Annotated in this window: 13 protein-coding genes and 1 pseudogene; 7 read left to right on the top strand and 7 right to left on the bottom strand. The window is 52.4% G+C overall.

Features of this window, described 5'->3' with window-relative positions:
* Positions 1 to 31: 31 nt before the first annotated feature.
* The 3 genes from MK110_03895 to MK110_03905 all read right to left on the bottom strand — a co-directional run bounded on the left by MK110_03895 (position 32) and on the right by MK110_03905 (position 3,623).
* On the bottom strand, positions 32 to 1,900 hold the full coding sequence (locus MK110_03895; protein ID MCH2210419.1) for a 2-oxoacid:acceptor oxidoreductase subunit alpha: 1,869 nt from the start codon (positions 1,898 to 1,900) through the stop codon (positions 32 to 34).
* 748 nt (positions 1,901 to 2,648) lie between these two features.
* Positions 2,649 to 2,867: a hypothetical protein gene (locus tag MK110_03900; protein MCH2210420.1), complete on the bottom strand. Its 219-nt coding sequence runs from the start codon at positions 2,865 to 2,867 to the stop codon at positions 2,649 to 2,651.
* Between the two features lie 66 nt (positions 2,868 to 2,933).
* Positions 2,934 to 3,623 carry a hypothetical protein gene (locus MK110_03905; GenBank protein MCH2210421.1) on the bottom strand — a complete coding sequence of 230 codons (690 nt, stop codon included), beginning with the start codon at positions 3,621 to 3,623 and terminating at the stop codon, positions 2,934 to 2,936.
* A gap of 97 nt (positions 3,624 to 3,720) precedes the next feature.
* Here MK110_03905 and MK110_03910 point away from each other — a divergent pair, with 97 nt between their 5' ends.
* The 3 genes and pseudogenes from MK110_03910 to MK110_03920 all read left to right on the top strand — a co-directional run bounded on the left by MK110_03910 (position 3,721) and on the right by MK110_03920 (position 6,779).
* Positions 3,721 to 4,515 carry an SDR family oxidoreductase gene (locus MK110_03910; GenBank protein ID MCH2210422.1) on the top strand — a complete coding sequence of 265 codons (795 nt, stop codon included), beginning with the start codon at positions 3,721 to 3,723 and terminating at the stop codon, positions 4,513 to 4,515.
* Positions 4,516 to 4,736: 221 nt separating this feature from the next.
* Positions 4,737 to 5,469 (top strand): annotated as a pseudogene (locus MK110_03915) (hypothetical protein).
* Between the two features lie 41 nt (positions 5,470 to 5,510).
* Entirely contained in the window at positions 5,511 to 6,779 is a 1,269-nt protein-coding gene (locus tag MK110_03920; GenBank protein MCH2210423.1) for a PQQ-binding-like beta-propeller repeat protein, read from the top strand.
* A gap of 256 nt (positions 6,780 to 7,035) precedes the next feature.
* Here the strand turns inward: MK110_03920 and MK110_03925 are convergent, their stop codons facing one another.
* Together MK110_03925 and rny are read right to left on the bottom strand one after the other, a co-directional pair.
* Positions 7,036 to 10,980, bottom strand: coding sequence for a hypothetical protein (locus MK110_03925; protein MCH2210424.1), 3,945 nt, complete (start codon positions 10,978 to 10,980; stop codon positions 7,036 to 7,038).
* Between the two features lie 158 nt (positions 10,981 to 11,138).
* A complete protein-coding gene (rny, locus tag MK110_03930) occupies positions 11,139 to 12,686 on the bottom strand; it encodes a ribonuclease Y (protein ID MCH2210425.1) in 1,548 nt (515 codons plus the stop codon).
* Between the two features lie 630 nt (positions 12,687 to 13,316).
* On the opposite strand from rny, the gene tilS reads away from it, so the two are divergent.
* From tilS to MK110_03950, 4 genes are all read left to right on the top strand, one after another.
* Positions 13,317 to 14,333 carry a tRNA lysidine(34) synthetase TilS gene (gene tilS, locus MK110_03935; GenBank protein ID MCH2210426.1) on the top strand — a complete coding sequence of 339 codons (1,017 nt, stop codon included), beginning with the start codon at positions 13,317 to 13,319 and terminating at the stop codon, positions 14,331 to 14,333.
* 242 nt (positions 14,334 to 14,575) lie between these two features.
* Positions 14,576 to 16,129, top strand: a complete 1,554-nt coding sequence (locus tag MK110_03940; GenBank protein ID MCH2210427.1) for an MFS transporter — start codon at positions 14,576 to 14,578, stop codon at positions 16,127 to 16,129.
* Positions 16,130 to 16,717: 588 nt separating this feature from the next.
* The gene (gene mtaB, locus MK110_03945) at positions 16,718 to 18,007 is read left to right on the top strand and encodes a tRNA (N(6)-L-threonylcarbamoyladenosine(37)-C(2))-methylthiotransferase MtaB (protein ID MCH2210428.1); all 1,290 of its coding nucleotides are present in this window, start codon (positions 16,718 to 16,720) and stop codon (positions 18,005 to 18,007) included.
* 168 nt (positions 18,008 to 18,175) lie between these two features.
* Positions 18,176 to 18,880: a thymidylate kinase gene (locus MK110_03950; protein ID MCH2210429.1), complete on the top strand. Its 705-nt coding sequence runs from the start codon at positions 18,176 to 18,178 to the stop codon at positions 18,878 to 18,880.
* On the opposite strand, the gene scpB is transcribed toward MK110_03950, so the two are convergent.
* Both scpB and MK110_03960 read right to left on the bottom strand, forming a co-directional pair.
* The gene (scpB, locus tag MK110_03955) at positions 18,831 to 19,655 is read right to left on the bottom strand and encodes an SMC-Scp complex subunit ScpB (protein MCH2210430.1); all 825 of its coding nucleotides are present in this window, start codon (positions 19,653 to 19,655) and stop codon (positions 18,831 to 18,833) included. The two genes, MK110_03950 and scpB, sit on opposite strands and share 50 nt — an antisense overlap.
* Complete coding sequence (locus tag MK110_03960; protein ID MCH2210431.1) at positions 19,655 to 20,248, bottom strand: hypothetical protein; 594 nt, start codon at positions 20,246 to 20,248, stop codon at positions 19,655 to 19,657. Before MK110_03960 ends, scpB begins: the two co-directional genes overlap by 1 nt.
* Positions 20,249 to 20,264: the final 16 nt, after the last annotated feature.

Consider the following 20,264-nt stretch of genomic DNA (forward strand, 5'->3'; position numbering starts at 1 on the left):
CCGGGCTTTGCAGACCAGTTTCAGAGGAACACTACTGAAGCATGGAATTGATTTTCTCGACGACTTCGCTGATCTTAAACGGCTTTCCCTGAATCTTGTTCAATCCCTGAGCATCACAGAGAAATTTCCCCCGAATTAAAAATTTCAGCTGCCCCATGTTGAGTTCAGGAACCAGCACCTGTTTGAAGTTGCCCAAAATCTCACCCAGATTTTTGGGGAATGGGTGGACATAACTTACATGAGCATGCCCGACACTCCTGCCGGCATTAATGCACTGATTGACGGCAGCTCGAACCGAGCCAAAAGTCCCCCCCCAGCTCAACACCAGTAGATCTCCCGTCTGGACCCCGTGAACATCCTGTTCCGGAATACTCTCAGCAATGTTATCTACCTTTTGCTGACGAGTAAGCGTCATGTGGTGATGGTTGGCCGGATCATACTCCACGTTACCAGTCACATCCGCCTTTTCGAGTCCGCCAATCCGGTGCTCAAGTCCCGGTGTCCCTGGTATTGCCCATGGCCGGACAAGACGGTCATCCCGCAGATAAGGCATGAACTCGCCATCCTTATTGGGCTCGGAAAGATACTTGACGTCAAGACTGCGGAGATTGTCTATCTCTGGAATCTTCCAAGGTTCAGATCCGTTTGCAACATAACCATCTGAGAGGAAAATCACCGGTGTCATGAACTCGACAGCAATTCGCATTGCTTCCATAGCCATATGAAAACAATCACCTGGAGTCGCCGCGGCGACTACGGGAAGCGGTGATTCGCCGTTACGACCATACATCGAGAGCAAAAGGTCCGACTGTTCGGTCTTTGTCGGCAGCCCCGTGCTCGGCCCCCCGCGTTGAACATTCAAAATCACCATCGGAAGCTCGGCAATCATGCCCAGTCCCATGGCTTCACCTTTTAGACAAATGCCGGGACCACTGGAAGCCGTGACCGTCAGGGCACCTGCATAAGAGGCACCGACAAGGCTGCACATAGCGGCGATTTCGTCCTCAGCCTGAAACGTTTTTACTCCGAAGTGCTTGAGACCAGCCAGGTAATGCAGGACGTCACTTGCCGGTGTGATCGGATAACCGCAATAGACCAGTTCTCGACCAGCCAGTTTGGCGGAGGCCGCCAATCCCCAGGCAGTGGCTTCGTTGCCCATAATTTTACGGTATTTGCCAGGTTCCAGCTGAGCCGGGGCAACTTTGTAATGGACAGTAAATGCTTCTGTGCTGAACCCGTAATTATAGCCGCCATCCAGTGCAAGTGTGTTGGCCTCGATAAGCTCAGGCTTATGCGCGAACTTCTTATCCAGAAATTCAAGCGTCGGCTTCTTGTCACGATCGTACAGCCAGTAGACCAGTCCCAGCGCAAAAAAGTTCTTGCAGCGATCTTTATCTTTGGTGGATTTCAATGCATCGCCGACGGCGTCACGAGTGAGACGCGTCATTGGCACTTTGAACAAACGATATTTTGACAACGATTCCGCATCTTCCAGCGGATTGGATTCGTACTTTGCCTTCTTGAGGTTGCTTGGTTCAAATGCGTCCTCATTGACAATCAGCGTTCCACCGACTTTCAGGTCCTGAATATTAGTTTTGAAGGCAGCAGGATTCATCGCCACCAGTGTGTCAACTTCATCGCCCGGTGTATAAATATCCTGGCTGGAAAAACACAGCTGGAATCCGGAAACGCCGAATAATGTTCCGGCGGGAGCACGGATCTCAGCCGGAAAGTCCGGCAGAGTGCTCACATCATTACCAAACGCTGCTGAAGCATTCGTGAACTGAGTTCCGGTCAACTGCATACCGTCGCCACTATCGCCGCAAAAGCGGACGACAACCGTATCGACTTGTTCGTGCTGGCGACCTTCGGGAGCGGACGGAGTATCAACGGCCGACATGGGAGAACCTTCGGGGCTGGAAGTGGGGTCTGAACCGTTCCAGATATCTATTACTTTCAGAGGTGAGGGAAGTGCCGGGCCAGGAAGTCAGAGACCTCTTCGACCGACCCCTGCCGAAGTAGCCATCGACGATCCCGCTGGAAGGCCAATCGGTGGAATCCCACCGTAACATTGTGACAAGACGTCCCATCCAATGCATCGTGCCAAAACCGGCAATTCCCATGGATTTTCACCAGTATCAAAATCCGGAATGAGAGCCTTGTATCGTTCGACGCTTTCGGAGGCAACTTCAATCCCCGTTCTGACTGAAGGTTAACCTGTTTTCCACATTCCACCGTTCGATACGGTGGTATCGAACGAGACGCCGTATCCGCGGATGAATTCCCCGCTTCGGAAGTTGCCCCGTGATGCAATTCTGCGACCTGAACCCCGCCATTGCAGGCATGCCGTTCCTCGTGTACCCCGCCGACAGGCCTCAATGGCAGAGTCCGGACCACATCGACAACACACCTCAGGACGAATCAGTCCTGATGAAATGGAGAACATCAAAAATGTAGCGTGAAAATCAAACATCCAGGGTGGTGGGCATTCTTCCTCCTTTGATTGTTAAACGGCCTGGTGGCCCTCACCCGTACCAACGAACGGAGCCAGACAGGGGCGGCCATTGGGTTCGGCCGGTCCACAGGGCAACAAAATGGCTCGCTCCGATCAGTTAGGACGGTTTTCCCAAAACTCATAACAGGAATACTCAGGCATCACTGACCGCCGTTTCAGCAAACGCCTGTTCTCTCCGGATTTCTGTCATCATGGCGCAGTCCAGACAGTTGCCGTGAATTTCTGCGGAAGAAGCAAGAAGATGGCATGGAAGCAGTACGTGAGGTCGTCCATTCTGCGGTCGCTGCCAGAACATCCTTCTGTCGGAAGTACCGACATTGTTGTGACGCTCTGACAGATATGACGATCTCATCCGTTGTCGGCGCTCCGGGCAGGACCAACAAAATCAGCCCCTGCATCGTTGTACGATACCGCTGAATCAGACGGTGAACCCCAGCGTGCTCTTAATCCCTGCATCGAGGGCTGCGCAATGCTCCTCGAAATTGAGCATATCCAGCAAACTCCTGCCCTCGGCCATATTCCTCAGTAACTGAACTTCCTTTCGGTGAATCTGTTCAGCCAGGGGTAATATTTCTGCAAATTCAGCAAGCGTTGCAATGACGATCCCGTCATCATCCCCCAGAAGAATGTCACCGGGGTGAACGACGACACCGCCGCAGTCAACAGGAATCTGTGTCTCGAACATCTGAGACGTCGTCCCGGCAATCGGCACCACGGTTCGCGCATAGTACGGCAGACTGAGCGAGCGGATGGTTGTCGTATCACGGCACGGGCCGTCAACAACGATCCCCGCCAGTCCCTTCCGGCTCGCTTCGGTTGGAAATAAACCTCCGGTAACAGCGCAGTCACTGTTCCTGGAATCGATCACCAGTACTTCCCCTGGTACGGCGTCACGCAGTGCCTTGATCACTGTCAGAAAATCATTGTGGCAGGAAACAGTATGAGCCCTTCCTACAAGCATCCGTCCTGTCTGAACGGGACGAATGGCTGAATCGACAATACGATACTCACTGATGTTGGAATCACGGGCTCTTTGCGCCTTGTTCGCGTCACAGACACAGGCGGTACTCAACTTCAACAGTCGGTCTCTCAATTCTTCGAACAACATACTGGTTCACTCCCCACGGGCTGGCAACTGTTTGCCAATCGAATATGTTCAAAGTACTTTTCGAGGAATATCCGAAACCATTCCGGAACCACAAGACATGAGTGAGCGATTAGCTAACAAAGTAGCGATTGTCACGGGAGCCGGCTCGTCGGGACCTGGCTGGGGCAATGGAAAGGCGACCGCCGTGCTGTTTGCTCGTGAAGGCGCCAAAGTATTTGCCATCGACATCAATGGCGAAGCCCTCGCTGAAACTCAGCAGATCATCAGAAGTGAAGGCGGCGACTGCGCCGTGAGACAGGTTGATGTCACCCGGTCAGATCAGGTCGAATCGATGGTCAACTGCTGCATCGAGACTTACGGCGGTATCGATATCCTGCACAACAATGTCGGTATTCTGGATGTAGGCGGCCCCGTCGAATCGAGCGAAGAAAGCTGGGATCGTGTTGTGGCCGTCAACCTTAAAAGCATGTTTTTAACGTGTAAATACACGCTGCCTCACATGGAACAACATGGTGGTGTCATCGTCAATATTTCGTCGATCGTGGGTATTCGTTATCTGGGCGTGCCCTACGTCTCTTACAGCGCCACCAAAGCAGCCGTCCTGCAACTGACCCAAAGTGTTGCCCTGCAGTATGCTGACAGGAATGTTCGGGCCAACACAATTCTTCCCGGTCTGATGAATACACCAATGATCATTGAACCTCTGAAGAATGCTTACGCGGACGGCGACATCGGCCGCATGCTCGAAATGCGGAACAATCAGGTTCCCATGAAACGGATGGGAGATGCCTGGGACGTCGCTCATGCTGCACTGTTTCTGGCATCAGACGAGGCTAAATATATCACGGGTGCCCAACTGGTAGTTGACGGCGGACTGACCTGCAAATCCTGACAGACGTGTCTCCCCGTGCACCAGCAACACTCAACGATCAAAAATACAAAAATAGCGAGACCTGTTATCTGCGGGTTCCGAACAATCGAAATTTCATTTTCCGATGATTAAGCTGGCTGTGATTCAGTGGATCAACGAGAGACGCACTCCCCAAAGTCATTTGATCGGGCGAGGTTCTCCGGATATTGTCAAAGTAGGAAACTCTATTACAGGAGTCTGAAATGCCAAACTATCCGGTTTCGGAGTTGCGAAACGTTGTCCTTGTAGGAAACGGAAATTCCGGAAAAACATCGCTGGCTGATCTCATTCTGTTCAAGGCCGGAGAAACAGACAAACCAGGGTCTCCGGATGAGTACTTCACCAAAGAAAAGTTTCCAAACCTGCGGGAATTTCATTTTGACCCGGAACTGAATTTCTGTTTTGTTGACAGTATCAGCAGTGGATCTGTGTCCAATCAGTTCATCCCTGCTGTTGAGAAGGGCGTCCGCGAGCAGATGAGCCGGGGAGTACTTGCCGGATACCAGGTGCAGAATGTGATTGTTGAACTGTTCTATGGCAAAGATCACACGGTAGACAGCAACGAAACAGCATTCAAAACAGCAGGTGTGGCCTGCTTCTGCGATTTGTTCAAACAGGCAGAACCTGCGATTCTGGAACCATTTGTATCAATGGAGATAACAGTTCCGAACGACGGGATTGGTGATGTCACCAGCGACCTGAATCCCCGGCGGGGCCAGGTAGAAGGATTCGACAAAATTCCCGGTGGCCTGACGATCATCCACGCAAAAGTACCGCTTGCGCGGCGTAATGACCTATGCCCACTCCATTTCAAGTCTGACGCGTGGTCAGGGCTCATTCACAATGGACTTCAGCTCGTATGAATTTGTACCTGCAAACGAGCAGGCGGCGATTGTGGTCCAACACAATGAGAAACAGGAATCCACTGCACGGTAAACCATGTCATTGAACGACCGTTATAGAAATGAACTGAACCTATGCCCCAACTGTGTACGCTGATCACCGGCTTCCTGACGGTCACACTTACAATAGCTCACGCTGCTGACTGGCAGCAGTTTCGAGGCCCCGACGGTTCCGGAATCTCGCACGAGAAAAACATTCCCGTCACCTGGGGACCGGAAGAGAACATCGCCTGGCAGTCCCCGCTGCCAGGTCCAGGCAATAGTAGTCCCATCGTTTCCAACGGCCGGGTATTTGTCACCTGTGCAACAGACCAGGGTAAAAATCGCGGGCTGCACTGTTTTGATCGCAGAGACGGTACAGAACTTTGGAACCGAACGGTCCGATACGCCAAAATCACCCCCACGCACGCACAGAATCCGTATGGGGCGTCAACACCGGTTGCTGATGGTCGACATGTTGTGGTTTGGCACGGAACACTCGGTTTGTACTGCTATGACTTCAACGGCCATGAACTTTGGCACACAGACCTGGGAGAATTCAGCCATGTGTATGGCTATGCCTCTTCTCCCGTCATTCACGATGCCAAAGTTATCCTGAATTTCGGACCAGGTGAACGAACGTTTATGACAGCAGTTGACCTGCACACCGGTGAAATACTGTGGCAGACGAAAGAACCAGGAGGCTTCAGTACACGAAAGCCGAAAATCGTCGGCTCATTCAGCACGCCGATGATTGTCGAGGTCGACGGGCGGGAACAGATCATCTGCACCATGCCCACCCGGGTTGTCGCTTACGATCCGCATTCAGGAGACATCATCTGGACCTGCGACGGACTTCCCAATCCATCCACGGATCTTGTCTACACATCACCCCTGATTGCTGATGGAATTGGCGTCGCCATGACGGGTGCACGTGGACCGGCATTCGCTTTTCGACTCGGCGGTTCGGGAAATGTAACTGACACCAATCGTCTTTGGGGCGTCGACAGCGGCCAGCCTGACCGTCTTGGTTCGGGTGTGATCATTGAAGACCACATCTATGTTGCCAACGCAGATGTGGGAACCGCGCAGTGTCTGGAACTGCAAACAGGCAATCTGGTCTGGAGAGCTCGACTGCCCGGAGCCAACTGGGGATCGATCGTATACGCCGACGGAAGAATGTATGTCACGGGTCGCAACGGCACAACAAGCGTCTTTGTGCCCAATCCGGCAGAGATGGAACTGGTTGCCAGCAATAAACTTGACGAACCAAGTGATTCCACACCCGCCATCTCCAACGGACAGATTTTTTTGCGGACTGATCTGCACTTGTTCTGTATCGGGCAGAGCGGCGACAGTCGGTGAACGACCCTCAGCAATCGCCGAACTTATGTCTGTAATTCCGGCAGCAGTTGGACACGCAGACCATACGGCATGTGCGCATCGAACGAATCATGTTCTCGAAATATTTCCGGGGTGTCAGACGTTTTTTGACACGATTCATACCAAACCCGGTGCCGGATGTCTTCGCGTACTGGTATTGGTCAGCTGTCTGTTCTGCGAACCAAACAGTACAGAACAACCGAAGACACCGACAGCTTTCCGGCAGCCGGTCAATCGACTAAACCTCGTCGTCAAGCATCTCTGCCAGCTGACGGTCCAGGTCTCTTTGTGTCATATGTTTAAATTCCGCAGCATCAAGAACTGACGGTTCAATGCCATCGAGCTGGTCCCGAATCCTTACCTGTTCCCGACCAAGACTGTTCATCCATTCCGGTGTTTCAATTCCGGACCCCTGCCGGCCTTCCATGTAATCATCGATTTCATCTCTCAGAAGCTCGAAATTCCTTTCGGCTTCCTGTTCAGACACATTCGGAAGTTCAGGATTGCACAGAGCGACGCGAGCCGTCATTCGATTGACCTGAAGTGGACCGATCAGACGGTCACCAATCAAATCGTGCATCGTTGGCAGACGCACTCCGTAAGTAACTTCCAGATCATGCAGTTCATTTACCAGTGACTCTGCTGATTCACGTGTTTCATCAGCGAGCTCTTGCTCAATCCTCGTACCCATATCCGCCACGCCAGTCCGCACAATAACTTCGTGAACAAAATGATAGGGTAAGTGATTCCATTCAAAACGATCGTAAAGGGATTTGACCCGCAGGAAGTCCAGCAGGCAGTACAAACGATTGCCATAGTCGGACTGGGTTGTTGTCGTGTTGTATTCCAGAAACAGATCAAAATTGTCCACCACCGACTCATATACAAATTCCATGATGTCGACGGCATGTTCGCGTTCGATCCGTCCCTCCTGCAAATCCTCGATAATACGAATTTTTCGGTAGGGAGCAACATTGTCCTCAAGCTCATTCAGCAGTGATTCTGCACCGTGCACCACGATAGCCCGGGCGTTGCCCAGGGTGAGCATTCTCGTGTGGAAAAGCTCATCTCCGTATGCCTCGATGAACTCACGTACCTCCAGGCAACGTTCTTCGTCGTGCAGTTCTTCCACGATGGACAGTCGCATTGAACTGCTATGCTGAGCCCACAGCATCCCGTAGGAATCCATCAGTCGCTGAATGCGGCGGTAAGCTTTCTTGCGTTGTGTGGTCGTTTCCAGTTTCCAGCGTTGTGCGGCGTGCATCATTGACTCGACCGAACAGGTCAGCCCCATCCGAAACAATCGATCAAACTCAGTGACTGCCTGCCCCGGCGGCCTTCGGCTCCGCTCCATTCGGCAGGCCGTCTGCAGCAGCTGATAAGTCTGCCGCAGCAGACCTAAGCGTGGAAGCTGCCCCAAAAGCAGTCGGATAACGGCCTGCAAAGTACGTGCTCGAAGAATATCTCGAGGATTGCCACCGTTTTCGAACGGTACATACAGCAGCGGACGTCGTCTCAACTGTTTGAGGAATTCCGGGAAGACCTGCCTGACCGCCGAACTGTTGTCAGTCAGCACAGATCTTAGAAGTCGAATCAGACAATCGCTGAACTGTGAATCTCCCTCCGTATTGTTTTCACGCGACTCAGGCAGCAGAGCTCCAAGAAGACGTTCCGCCAGCAGGAACTGGACTGTGGTCGAAATCACATTCTGCATCAACAGAAAACGCGACTGCATCTGGACGTCAAAATCGATATTGGCTTCCAGATCGGCCGACAATGTCTGAATTTCAAAGTCACTGATTTCTCTCAACAGAACCGAAAGATGCTCGAGGAAATGACGTATCGCAGAATCCCATTCGTGCAGATGCATCTGGATTTCATCAGATGACAGATCCTGTGGGGTGCGTCGTGCCAGCCCAATTGCGGCATTGCTGAATAATGATCCGAGTGTATGCAGGAATTTCAGCCGCGGTTCGATCTGCCGATACAGAATCTCAAACTCTGTTGTTCCGGGTGATAACCCTTCATCCATCGTATCCGATTCGTTGCCGTCGTCCGTACTGTCTCGATACACAATGCCCTCGAAGGCCGATTCCCGCCAGGCCTCGTCTTCCGACTGATCGTCATCAAACAGATGGTCGAAATCTGTTTGCGGATCATCGGCAGAATTAACACTTCGGTGACGATCAGCAAATTCACCAAGCGATGGAACCTGCCAGTATTCGCCCGCATTGGCTTCCAGGAAAGAGAACAGACGACGCAGCAACTGCCATTGATCGGAAAGATCATTTCTTTGCATCATCAGATTCATAAGCCGCAGAAACTGCGTGTGAATCGAATGTCGGCCCGATTCAAGTCCAAACACTTCCGCCTGGCTCAGCCACTGGATCAGCAGGCCGGTTGCTGCAACCAGATCGTCACGATCAAGCAACGCGGAAACGACCTGGGAAAAACTTCGGGCGGATGCAAAACGACCGACGTGATTCTTCCAGAACGACATATCAGCAGCAGCTTCGCCTGCCGTCCGCCATTCCGCCAGCGCCGCGGCAACGTGCTCCGCAGCAGCGACAGATTCACGGCCACGAATTTCAGGCAAGTCTGTTACAGTGGTAGTGGCGTATTGATCCCACTGGTCTGCCAGTTTTTGAAAATCCTGATAGACGATGTGGTGATAATCGTTCTGCCCCGCCGCGGCAGCTTCGGCCATCACAAAGGAACAGGAATCAAAGATTTGTTCCATCAGATCCATCAGGATTTCTATACGATTGTCAGGAATGGCATCTTCACGTGCCGTGAACAGGGGAAACATTCCCTGAAACCCAAGGATGTTCCAGGGGTCAACGAAGCCTCCGCACCGAATACCGGACTGTAAAAGCTTGTGGCAGGTCTGAAGCTGTTCCACGGCATCTGCGAGCTGATCGCTGCGAACCAGACGATGGATCAGCATGAGCCTTGAGCAGATTTCGGATTCAAACCGGGCGGAGGTACAGGGGATAACTCCCGCTTCTTCACGGCTGGCAGCTTCAAATCCCATGGAAGCATACAACCATGAAAGATGCCGATGCTGCACCTGTTGTGCTCCATAGCGAGACAGGTTCATGTTGAGTTCATGCCGAACGTGACCGAACGGCTGTCGGGATTCTTCTGTCTGTCGTTGGAGACGTTTGCCACGTTCACCCTGTGCAGCATCCAGAAGCGTCTGGTAAAATGCATCACGCTGCCGGGCAACCTTAGGCAGTAAAGAGGTCAGTGAGACTCCGGAATCGAATGTCTGTGGCCCCGAACCACTGATCGACGACGCCATCAGAATGGTGCCCGCAAGAACGGCTGAGGAATCAAAGAGACGTTCTTCTGAAGATGTCCCGTTGTCGGTGTGCAGCCAGTCGAGAAGAGAATCCAGAATGATCCTGCGGATCACGAAGCGACAATAGAATCCCTTGATACTGATGAAATCCGGGTCCCATTCGCCAAACATATAGTTCGTACGTTTGTTTACCGGATGCAGATGATCGTGTGCCCGCACATCCAGAGACAATTCCTCCATGCGATCCAGACTGAAGTGAGCCGGTGCGGTCAGGTCTTCCGGAAGCTCTCTGAGAAAATCGAGTGTCGATTCGAGTAGCCGTTTCCATGGACCGAAAGCAACTCCGACACCACGCAGGTACAACGGAATCGAACAAAACCGTTCCCCGCCGTAGACTTCGGCTTTACGATCGTTTTCCAGCACAGCGACCGGACGATAGCCAACAAACTGATTAAGAAATTCGAGCGCAGCGGTAGACAAATCCGTATTCTCATTCCAGCCATGCAGACTGCCGGCGCGCAGAGTCGCTTCAAAAACACGTCCAATGAAAAACGGAGAAAAGAAATCAGCATCGCTCAGATGAATCAGAAGATCCGAGTGATGCCGGCGATACGCGGGGATCACTTCACCGAGTGCCACTGAAATCGCGTTGGTGGCCTGCATCGTATCGTTAAAGCCGGGCGTGTCGCCGGCCTGCAGTCGGGTCAGAGCTGAAAGCAGCCGATCCCTGAGATCCTCCGGACGCAACGGGGCACTGACTTCGCTGAACAGACCATTGAGGGCTGTTTGGAATGAAGGACTGGGGGTGCCATCGGAGAAATTCAAATAGCCCAGCAATTCACGGCAGGCATCGGGCTGAATCGATTCGGATGTGTCCACGGACATTCAAACGGCTTGACGATCAATGTGAATATCGAAACAAAGGACATTGGGGGCAATGAGGAAGTCGGCACGAAAACAGAACCATCGTACCTCACGGAGCGTTAAACGACAGCACCAGCCCCCGTAACAGATGCGAACATTTCAGTTGTCTGAGGTTACTTTGCATATTCAACGGCACGCGTTTCGCGCAATACAGTGACTTTCACTTCACCCGGATAGGTTAAAGTCTGTTCGATGGCCCCTGCGACGTCACGACTCAGTTTTTTGGCCTGCCGATCATTCACGTAGGACGAATCCACCAGAATGCGGACTTCGCGTCCGGCCTGTACAGCAAAAGCATGATCGACTCCCGGAAATCCACAGGCCAGCGTTTCCAGCTCTTCGAGACGTCGAACATACTTCTCAAGGGTTTCCCGACGAGCACCGGGACGGGCTGCGGAAATCGCGTCGGCCGCTGCAACAAGAACCGTATAGATGTATTCCGGACGGATATCATCATGGTGGCCCGCCGCCGCATGCACGACTTCTTCACCTTCGCCGTAACGTCTGAGTAATTCCGCCCCGACTGCAGGATGCCCGCCTTCCATTTCGTGGTCGGCCGCCTTTCCCAAATCGTGTAGAAATCCGCAGCGCCGAGCGAGTGTTCCATCCAGTCCCAGTTGTTCTGCCATCATTCCTGTCAGATGAGCAACCTCAATCGAATGCTGCCTGACATTCTGGCTGTAACTGGTTCGAAACTGCAGTCGGCCCATCAGGTCAACCAGCTTCTTATGCAGTCCGCGCACGCCGGCTTCCTCACAGGCTTCCAATCCCATTCTTCGGATATGTTCCTGCATTTCCTTCTGAGTTTCCTGGACGACTTCTTCAATTCGAGAGGGATGAATACGACCATCCTGAATCAACCGTGTGAGTGACAGCTTGCCAACTTCGCGGCGGACATTGTCAAACGCCGAGACGATAACAACACCCGGTGTGTCATCAACAATCACATCGACACCGGTCGCTTTTTCAAACGCGCGAATATTTCGGCCCTCGCGTCCGATGATCCGGCCCTTCATTTCATCACTGGGAATGTCCACACTTGAGACGGTCGTCTCAGAAACATGCGTTGATGCATAACGCTGAACGGCCATTCCAATGATTTCACGCGCCTGTTTTTCACACTCACCTTTGACTTCATCTTCGTGCTTCATGATCAACGCACCGACTTCGTCGGCCAGATCGCGTTCAATTCGTCGAAGCAGCTGCTCGGATGCCTGTTCTTTGGTGAGACCGCTGATCTTGTAGAGCTGTTCCCGTTCTTCGTTCAGCAGCCGGTCAAGCTCCTTTTGTCGAGCGTCGGTAGCTTTACTGCGTTCTGTCAGTTTCAACTGGGTTGCCTGAAGCATTTGCTCCTTTTTGGTGATGCCATTTTGGAGTTCCCTGAGCTGAGACTCACGTTTGTCGACACCGCGTTCCCGGTCGCGAATTTTGTCCCGAAGTTGCTCCAGTTTTTGCTCCTGCTCTTCGCGGCGTTTGAGCATCTCCTCTTTCAGGACAATTTCTTCGTTACGACGATTGTTTTCAGCATCTCTTCTCGCCTGCTCAAGAATTTCATCACGACCCTGATATGCGCTACCCTTGCGCAAACGGTCGAAAAAGAATCCAAGTGCGATGCCAGCCAGCCCGGCGGCAACAGCAGCTCCGACAACAGAAGGGTCCATGGAAACGTCCCAATTTGTGACGGTTCCTGACGACCTGACTTCAGACTCGAATTCACTTATGGAACGGCCCCAAACGCCGTTAGTCAAATCGGTGAATCGACCCTGATTAAAAGCTAAACACGCAGGCGAATCGCCGAATTTTCAAAAAATCCAAACAGATCAGCCAACGTCACTTTGTGTAACCCCGGTGGTACCCCGGCCTGGTACACGGCTGCATACGAACAGTCCGCGTTCGAAGTCGCCGGCTGGAATGACATAGCGGACCGCCAGTCAATACAGGTCCAAACGCACTCTCCACTTTCGCGGTTACGTTCAGACCACTGGCGCAGAACGCTGACTTGAATCAGTATTAAGGCCAGCAGCGAAAAAAGGAGCAGTAAGGAAAACATGTCGTGCGTCGGTGATCTGGAATCGATCTTTCGGGCAAACTCAAACGAACCGCTCCTGCGAGCTAGTCTGTGTGTCAAGTTCACGTCAGGATCCGAAGACCTGATGGTTATCCTGCCATGTGCATTGTCGTAATCTGACGATGTCCACAGCCAAGTTTCCCATGCTAACACAGCGAGAAATTCGGTCAACCACCGGCAGAATCCGGTGGTTCCTGCCGTCGTTCTCCCGTCCGGACTGTCAATGAGCGTGAATGTAAACGCTAAATTCCTGATATCACTGAAAACCGGCTATGCCGACTGCGGCATCTCGGTACCGGACAACGGGCTGCTGCTGGCTGTCTCCGGCGGGGCGGACAGTATGGCTCTTCTGCATGGGACTGCACAACTGTGGCCGGACAACACATCCCGGTTTGTTGTGGCACACGTCAATCACAATCTTCGAGGAGGTCAGAGCAGGGCAGATGCCACATTTGTCGAGACCGCAGCGGAAAAGCTGGGTTTGCAGTTCGTGCTTCTCAGCGGCGATACAGTCGGTGAGCAGCAAATGTCCGGAGGAAGCACTGAAGAAGTTGCTCGACGGATTCGCTATCAGATGCTTCAGGATTCTGCTCAGTCTGCAGAAGTCGGGCACGTTGTCTGCGCCCACCAGCGTAACGATCAGGCAGAAACAATTCTGCACAACATCATTCGTGGTACAGGTTTGCGAGGCCTGACAGGAATGTGCAGAAGGCGCCAACTGAATCACAGGGTTGAGCTGATTCGTCCGATGCTGGACATCTCAAGATCTTCCATTGAAGAATTTCTTCATGACCTGGATCAGAAATGGCGTTTCGATGAATCCAATTCATCCGCCATATACACCCGAAACAGGATCCGGAATGATCTGATTCCGACACTGGCCAGGGAATACAACCCGCAGGTTACCGACAGTTTGCTTCGACTGGCGAGTCACGCCACTGAAGTCGAAAAACTGTCTGGTCAGGTAGCCCATCGCTGTCTTGACGATGTTATTCTCGAATTGCAGCCAGGCGTTTGCCGGCTAAAACGAAACAAACTAGCACTTTGGCCGGAATCCGTAGTTCGAACGGCATTGCGACTGATCTGGGATCAGCAGATGTGGCCTCAACAGGGAATGACACAGTCACACTGGAACAATCTGGCTAAAACGATCCGGCAAGCAGACGGCCAACCAGGCAACTGTCCGGGCATTAAGATCTCCGTCACCCCAACGATCGTTCGTATTTTTCGCTTAAGCTGATCGATACCAGACGAATTCGATTTGCATCCAGTGAAACAGGGCAGGTCAATAGAAAACCAAAATACTGCCTGATATCGTGAACATCTGGCAGTGTCCTGCAGATAGCTCGACTAATCGCATTTCGTGTTAAAACGTTGAAGTTATCGCAGAAATTTTCGTGAACCACTGGACCACACTGCTGAGGTCTGCAGACCCGCAGTTGTTATAAAATCGATCAAGTGCCAAAACGGCAGGAGACATTAATGGAACACAAGATCAAACGCGGAACGCTGCTCATCGCCAGCTTCCTGACACTTGTCGCAGCGGGTGCCGGATTTGCGACACGAGGTGCGGCAGGTCCGGCCTGGGCCAAAATGGGAATCGGCCCCGGCGAATTTGGATCGATCATGGGCGCCGGTTTCATCGGGTTCGGGTTTGTCATCATGATCGGTGGAATTCTGGTAGAAAAATTTGGATATAAGAAACTGCTGCTGCTGGCCGTCGGTTTGCACCTGGTCAGTGCCGCCATGATGTTCATGACACCATCATTGTACGATGGCTGGGTGGAGTCTGCAGGACAGTCGGAAGCCACAAATGGGGCCATTCAACTGCTTTGGATCAGCGTGTTGATATTCTCGATTTGTGCGGGCCTCTACGAAGCAGTCATCAATCCGCTGGTCGGACAACTTTACCCGGAGAATCAAACGCACTATCTGAATGTGCTGCATGCAGGTTGGCCGGGTGGATTGATTGTAGGTGGGCTGGTTGCTGCCGCCTTTCAGAACGAAACAGCCTGGGTACAGGAGATTCCCTGGCATTACGCACTTTCGGCATACTCACTTGTTCTCGTGCTTATCACACTAATGGTGATTAGTCAGCAATTCCCGAAATCGGTTTCCGAAAGTGGAAAATCGTCGTTCGGCGTTCTGTTTAGCTGCTTCGCTTCCATTCCTTTTCTGCTGCTGTTGGTGCTGCATGCGTTGATCGGCTACATGGAACTTGGCGTTGACTCATGGATGACGCGTCTGATGGAGAACCTTGTCGAGAACTCTGTCACGGTCTTGATCTACACGTCGGTGTTAATGTTCGTGCTGCGGTTCTTTGCAGGGCCGATTGTCCACAAGATCAATCCGATCGGCCTTCTGCTGGCCAGTTCCGTGATTGCGGTGCTGGGACTGCTATGGTTGGGTACTGAAATTAAGAGCGTGGCAGTCATCTTCGCTGCAGCCACTCTTTACAGCTTCGGCAAAGCCTTTCTATGGCCAACCATGCTTGCAGTTGCCGGAGAACGTTATCCCCAATGCGGTGCTGTATCAATGAGTGCGCTTGGTGCTGCAGGAATGATCTCAGTTGGATTTGTAGGTGGGGCAATGATCGGTGCTCAGCAGAGTGAATCAATGAATTTAGCCCTGGAGGAAAGCTCCCCTGAAACCTACAGTCGCTACTTTGAAGGAACACAGGAAAAGTTTCTCGGATACGATTTCCGTATACTGAACCCCGGACTTCAACAGGCAGCAATGGAAGACAAGCTGGATGAGGCTCTGGTCAATATTGACGGTCGAGAAGGAATGTCCGACGAAGACAAATCTGCACGGAAAGAACTCATTCAGAACAACTTTGAAGCTGACAGTCAGGCAATCAAGATGGCGTTCAACGCCGGTGGACGTCGCGCACTAACGCTCACGGCTACGGTTCCGGGGGCAATGGTCATCGGTTTTTTGATTCTGGCCCTCTATTACAAGTCGATTGGAGGTTATAAAGTTATTCGTCTGGATGAACAGAATGGCGAGTCGGCGACGTCGGTTGAATCAACCTGAGACTGATTGCGGAACTTCGCACATCAGAGATCTGATTCAATCTCTCGGCCCTCATTTTTTGCATACGTCCCGTTCGAATTCCTTATCAACGGCTAAACCCATAAACCCAGGTGTGCTTCCGTCGCGCCGCAGGTGTTATTGCATTACTGAGTGTCTGCCGTTTCCGTGGTTCTGCCATGAATCCGGCGTACCGCCGCAAAACGTTACCGTGTAAAATTGGTTCCTCGCCGACAGTTTATTTCCGTGGTGGGGACAAACCGGACACAATCCGTCTTAGTCAGACAGGTCGTCGTCAAATGGCAGAATATGTCTGCTATCTGACTGACGCTGCCTTCGATTCTCAGATGCCGTGAATCAGGTCATTTTCGCGACCAAATCAACAGCAGTCCGAATCGCAATGACATCAATTCCTGGGTAACGACAGTTTTATATTGCAGCCGTCCGTCTGTCTTCAACGTCCTTCGAATGAATGAACCCGCTAATAACAATCGGAATCCGGCCGTCAATCGGTGTCTGCGATTGCGGAATCCAAATGATGTGGTCACGATCTGAGGAACTGCTCGAACACTGTTCAGGACTTCTCTTGTGGTGACTGCCGAACGCACAGCCCGACTGGTAACTTTAGGTTGCAAAGTAAACCAGTACGAAACCCAACTGGTCCGCGAATCACTGCGCGCCAGTGGATATCGCGAGGCCACTGAAGACGAATCGGCCGATCTGTGTATCGTTAACACATGTACTGTAACAAATACCGGCGACTCGAAATCCCGACAGGTAATTCGCCAGCTGGCTCGAAAGAATCCCGGCACCAGGACGATCGTCATGGGTTGCTATGCGACTCGTGACCCTCAGACAGTCAGTGAGTTACCAAATGTGATTGAGGTCGTGACTGACAAACGGGAGTTGCCGGATGTACTGAGTCGATTCGGCATTGTGGATATGCCGACGGGAATCAGTGGGTTTGAAGGTCGGCACCGCGCTTTTGTGAAGGTCCAGGACGGCTGTATCCTGAAGTGTTCTTACTGCATTATTCCGACCGTGCGTCCGGGACTGCACAGTCGTCGCCCTGTGGATATTGAAGATGAGTTGCGCCGACTGATTGACAACGGATATCGTGAAATCGTCATTAGCGGTGTCCACATCGGCCACTACGGCATCGACACGAATCATCTCAAACCGGGAACAAAGCCGGAACGTCTCTGGGATTTACTCCGCCGACTCGACCGAATTCCAGGAAATTGGCGGATGCGGCTGTCCAGTATCGAGATGATCGAAGTCAATGATGACTTTATCAGAGCCGCTCGTGACTGTGAACACCTGTGCCCGCAGTTTCACCCGGCGCTACAGAGTGGTTCCGAAGCGGTCCTCAATCGTATGAAGCGGCGATATCGAGTGTCAGGATTCCTGAAACGGATTGACCAGGTTCGCCAGATGCTGGGAGACGATCCGGCAATGACAACCGACGTTATTGTTGGTTTTCCCGGTGAGACAGATCAGGAATTCCAGGAGACTCTGGAAACATGTCGTCAGGCTCGGTTCATGAAAGTACACGTATTTCCGTTCAGTCGTCGTGACGGTACTCAGGCTGCCGAGTTCCCGGATCAGGTTCACGGAAATGTGATTCGGGATCGGGTACAGCAACTGAGCAACCTGGAACGTGATCTGGCGTTGAGATTCTACAACAGCCGTATCGATAGTGGAGCGGAGTTGCAGGTACTCGCAGAACGAGTGTCAGAACAAACACCGGGGTACGTTCGGGGTACGGATCAATGGTATATGCCGGTAGAATTTCCTGGTGGTGATTCAGACTTGGGTCGGTTCGTCAGTTGCAGAGCAATATCAGCGACTCGACATGGCGTCTCCGCAGTGCGAATTTAGTTACCGTTGTCGAATATCTGCGATTTAGGACGGTAGTCTCATATCCGTTCATTAACGGATCGATATTCTCCTGGATAACATTACGACTGTCAGGGAAACCGGCGGTCAGTCATTACGCAGGGTCGAAAAACGCCGGAACCGACTGAATTACGACGAGGGGCCTGTTCGATGACGGTATTGATTGCGATCGAAGGGATCGACGGGGCCGGAAAAGGGACTCAGGCCGGACTGATCACCCGACGACTGCGTGATCTCGGTTATCAAACTGATTCGATTCAGTTCCCGCGTTATTCGGCCACTTCGTTCGGCGAAGCGATAGGTGATTTTCTGAATGGTCGCTTCGGCTCACTTGAAGACGTCCATCCTCAACTTGCGGCCGTCCTGTATGCCGGTGACCGATTTGAATCGCTGAGTGTGTTGCAGGAATCAATGAAGTCAAACGATGTCGTGGTGCTGGATCGATTTACTGCGAGCAACTTTGCTCATCAGTCTGCCAAATTACCGGGACCAGAACGCGCCAAACTCGTCGACTGGATCGATGACATCGAACACCGTGTGTTCGGTCTGCCTCGTCCGAATCTCAACGTCCTGCTGGAAATTTCATCCAGCTGGAGTCGAGAACTGGTAGGTCGCAAAAATGAGCGGGACTACACTTCAGACGAGGCTGACATTCAGGAAGACGATCAGTCATATTTGGAACGCGTGCGAGAGTGTTACCTCAGCATTGCAGAATCGCAGCCGAACTGGCGTGTTGTGGAGTGCCTTGGCGAAGCTGGAGATTTGCGAGCCGTTCAGGAAATCAGTGACGACATTCTCGCATGTGTCAGGCCGCTTTTAAGTGATCTACCGAATCAGGCGGCTCGTTCTCACTAAGTGGCTCGGCATCATCGGCGATATCGTCATCTCGTGTATCAACCTTAGTCCTGATCCCGTTACCAGTGTCAGGAAAAGTACGTTGACGGGGGTTTCGAGACAGTGAAGCATAGTCCGGAAGATCCTCAAGTCGACGAAGTCCAAACATGTCCAGAAAGGCGCGAGTCGTAGCATACAAAAACGGCCGGCCCAGCGAATCGTCTTCCCCCGCCACTCGAATAAGACCTCGATCAATGAGCTGACGAATCAGATCCGTGGACTGTACGCCCCGTACAGCTTCTACGTCAGCACGGGTAACCGGTTGCTGGTAGGCAATGATCGTGAGAGTCTCCTGCGCCGGCTGGGACAACTTCATACGGTTCTGTCGTTGGTGCAGTCGATCCAGCCATCCCGCCAGGGCAGGGCGGGTCAACAGCTGATAACCCGCCGCAGTTTGCTGTATCCGGAAAGCCGACAGACACCGATCATAACTGGCATTGAGTAGAGCCGTCAGCTGATGAACTTCTGCAGCATCGACGAGACGTGCCACTCGCGCCAGACGACTCGCTGATGCTGAGCGTGTGATGATCAGAGCAGCCTCAAGCCGCGCCATCCGGTTCGACCGCAGCAGAGACCCGTCCGGACGCATCAGTGAAGTATCAATCGTGTGCCGCAGACGGAAACGCGGCTCACACAGTAATGCTATCCGCAAACGTTCACTGGTGTTTGCAGAGCCTGAGACACAACGGCTACGAAGTGTGGTTCCCGGTTGCTGCAACCGAATCGCAGACAACATCAGTTCTCTCGACGATCAGGAATGTCAGGGTGTGTTGAATGCCATTCCTCAATTTGATGAACAACGTCCGCTACAACCTGTCGGTCGGAGCTGCCAATAGATGCAAAGCGGTACTGAACACTCTGATTCCGTGTCGGAACAAACGCCGCAAATCCCACTGAACCCGGCTCTCCTGGCGTGAACCATACTGTTCTGGTAACCCCCAAATGAGACAGATTCAGGAGTCCACGAGTGGCACTCCGCACCTCTGATGTTGCTGGTGAGTCTGCAGGATTGTTGTGTGTCGACCTGGTCAGACCAGGAATCTCCATTGTCGATTCCACCTCACCAACATCAGAACGTGAAGCATCCAGAAGTTCGACTTCGAATTCCGCTGGCTGTTCGTGTCGGGAGCTCAGGCCCGTGGAATCGCCAAACATGGATTCAAAATCATCGGGATCTCCGGAAAATTCATGATTCTCCGCGGCACCCAGGTCTGTATTTCCAAACCCGGTGTCCTTTTCGGGTGGCCGAAGAAGAACTAATGCCGGAACCACGATAAGCGGCATCATCAGAATCAGCGTAGACAGCGGTCCGCCACGTGAGGAATCCATTCCATACACCGTTTCA

Origin of the sequence: Fuerstiella sp. (assembly GCA_022447225.1) — a bacterium.
GTDB lineage: Bacteria > Planctomycetota > Planctomycetia > Planctomycetales > Planctomycetaceae > S139-18.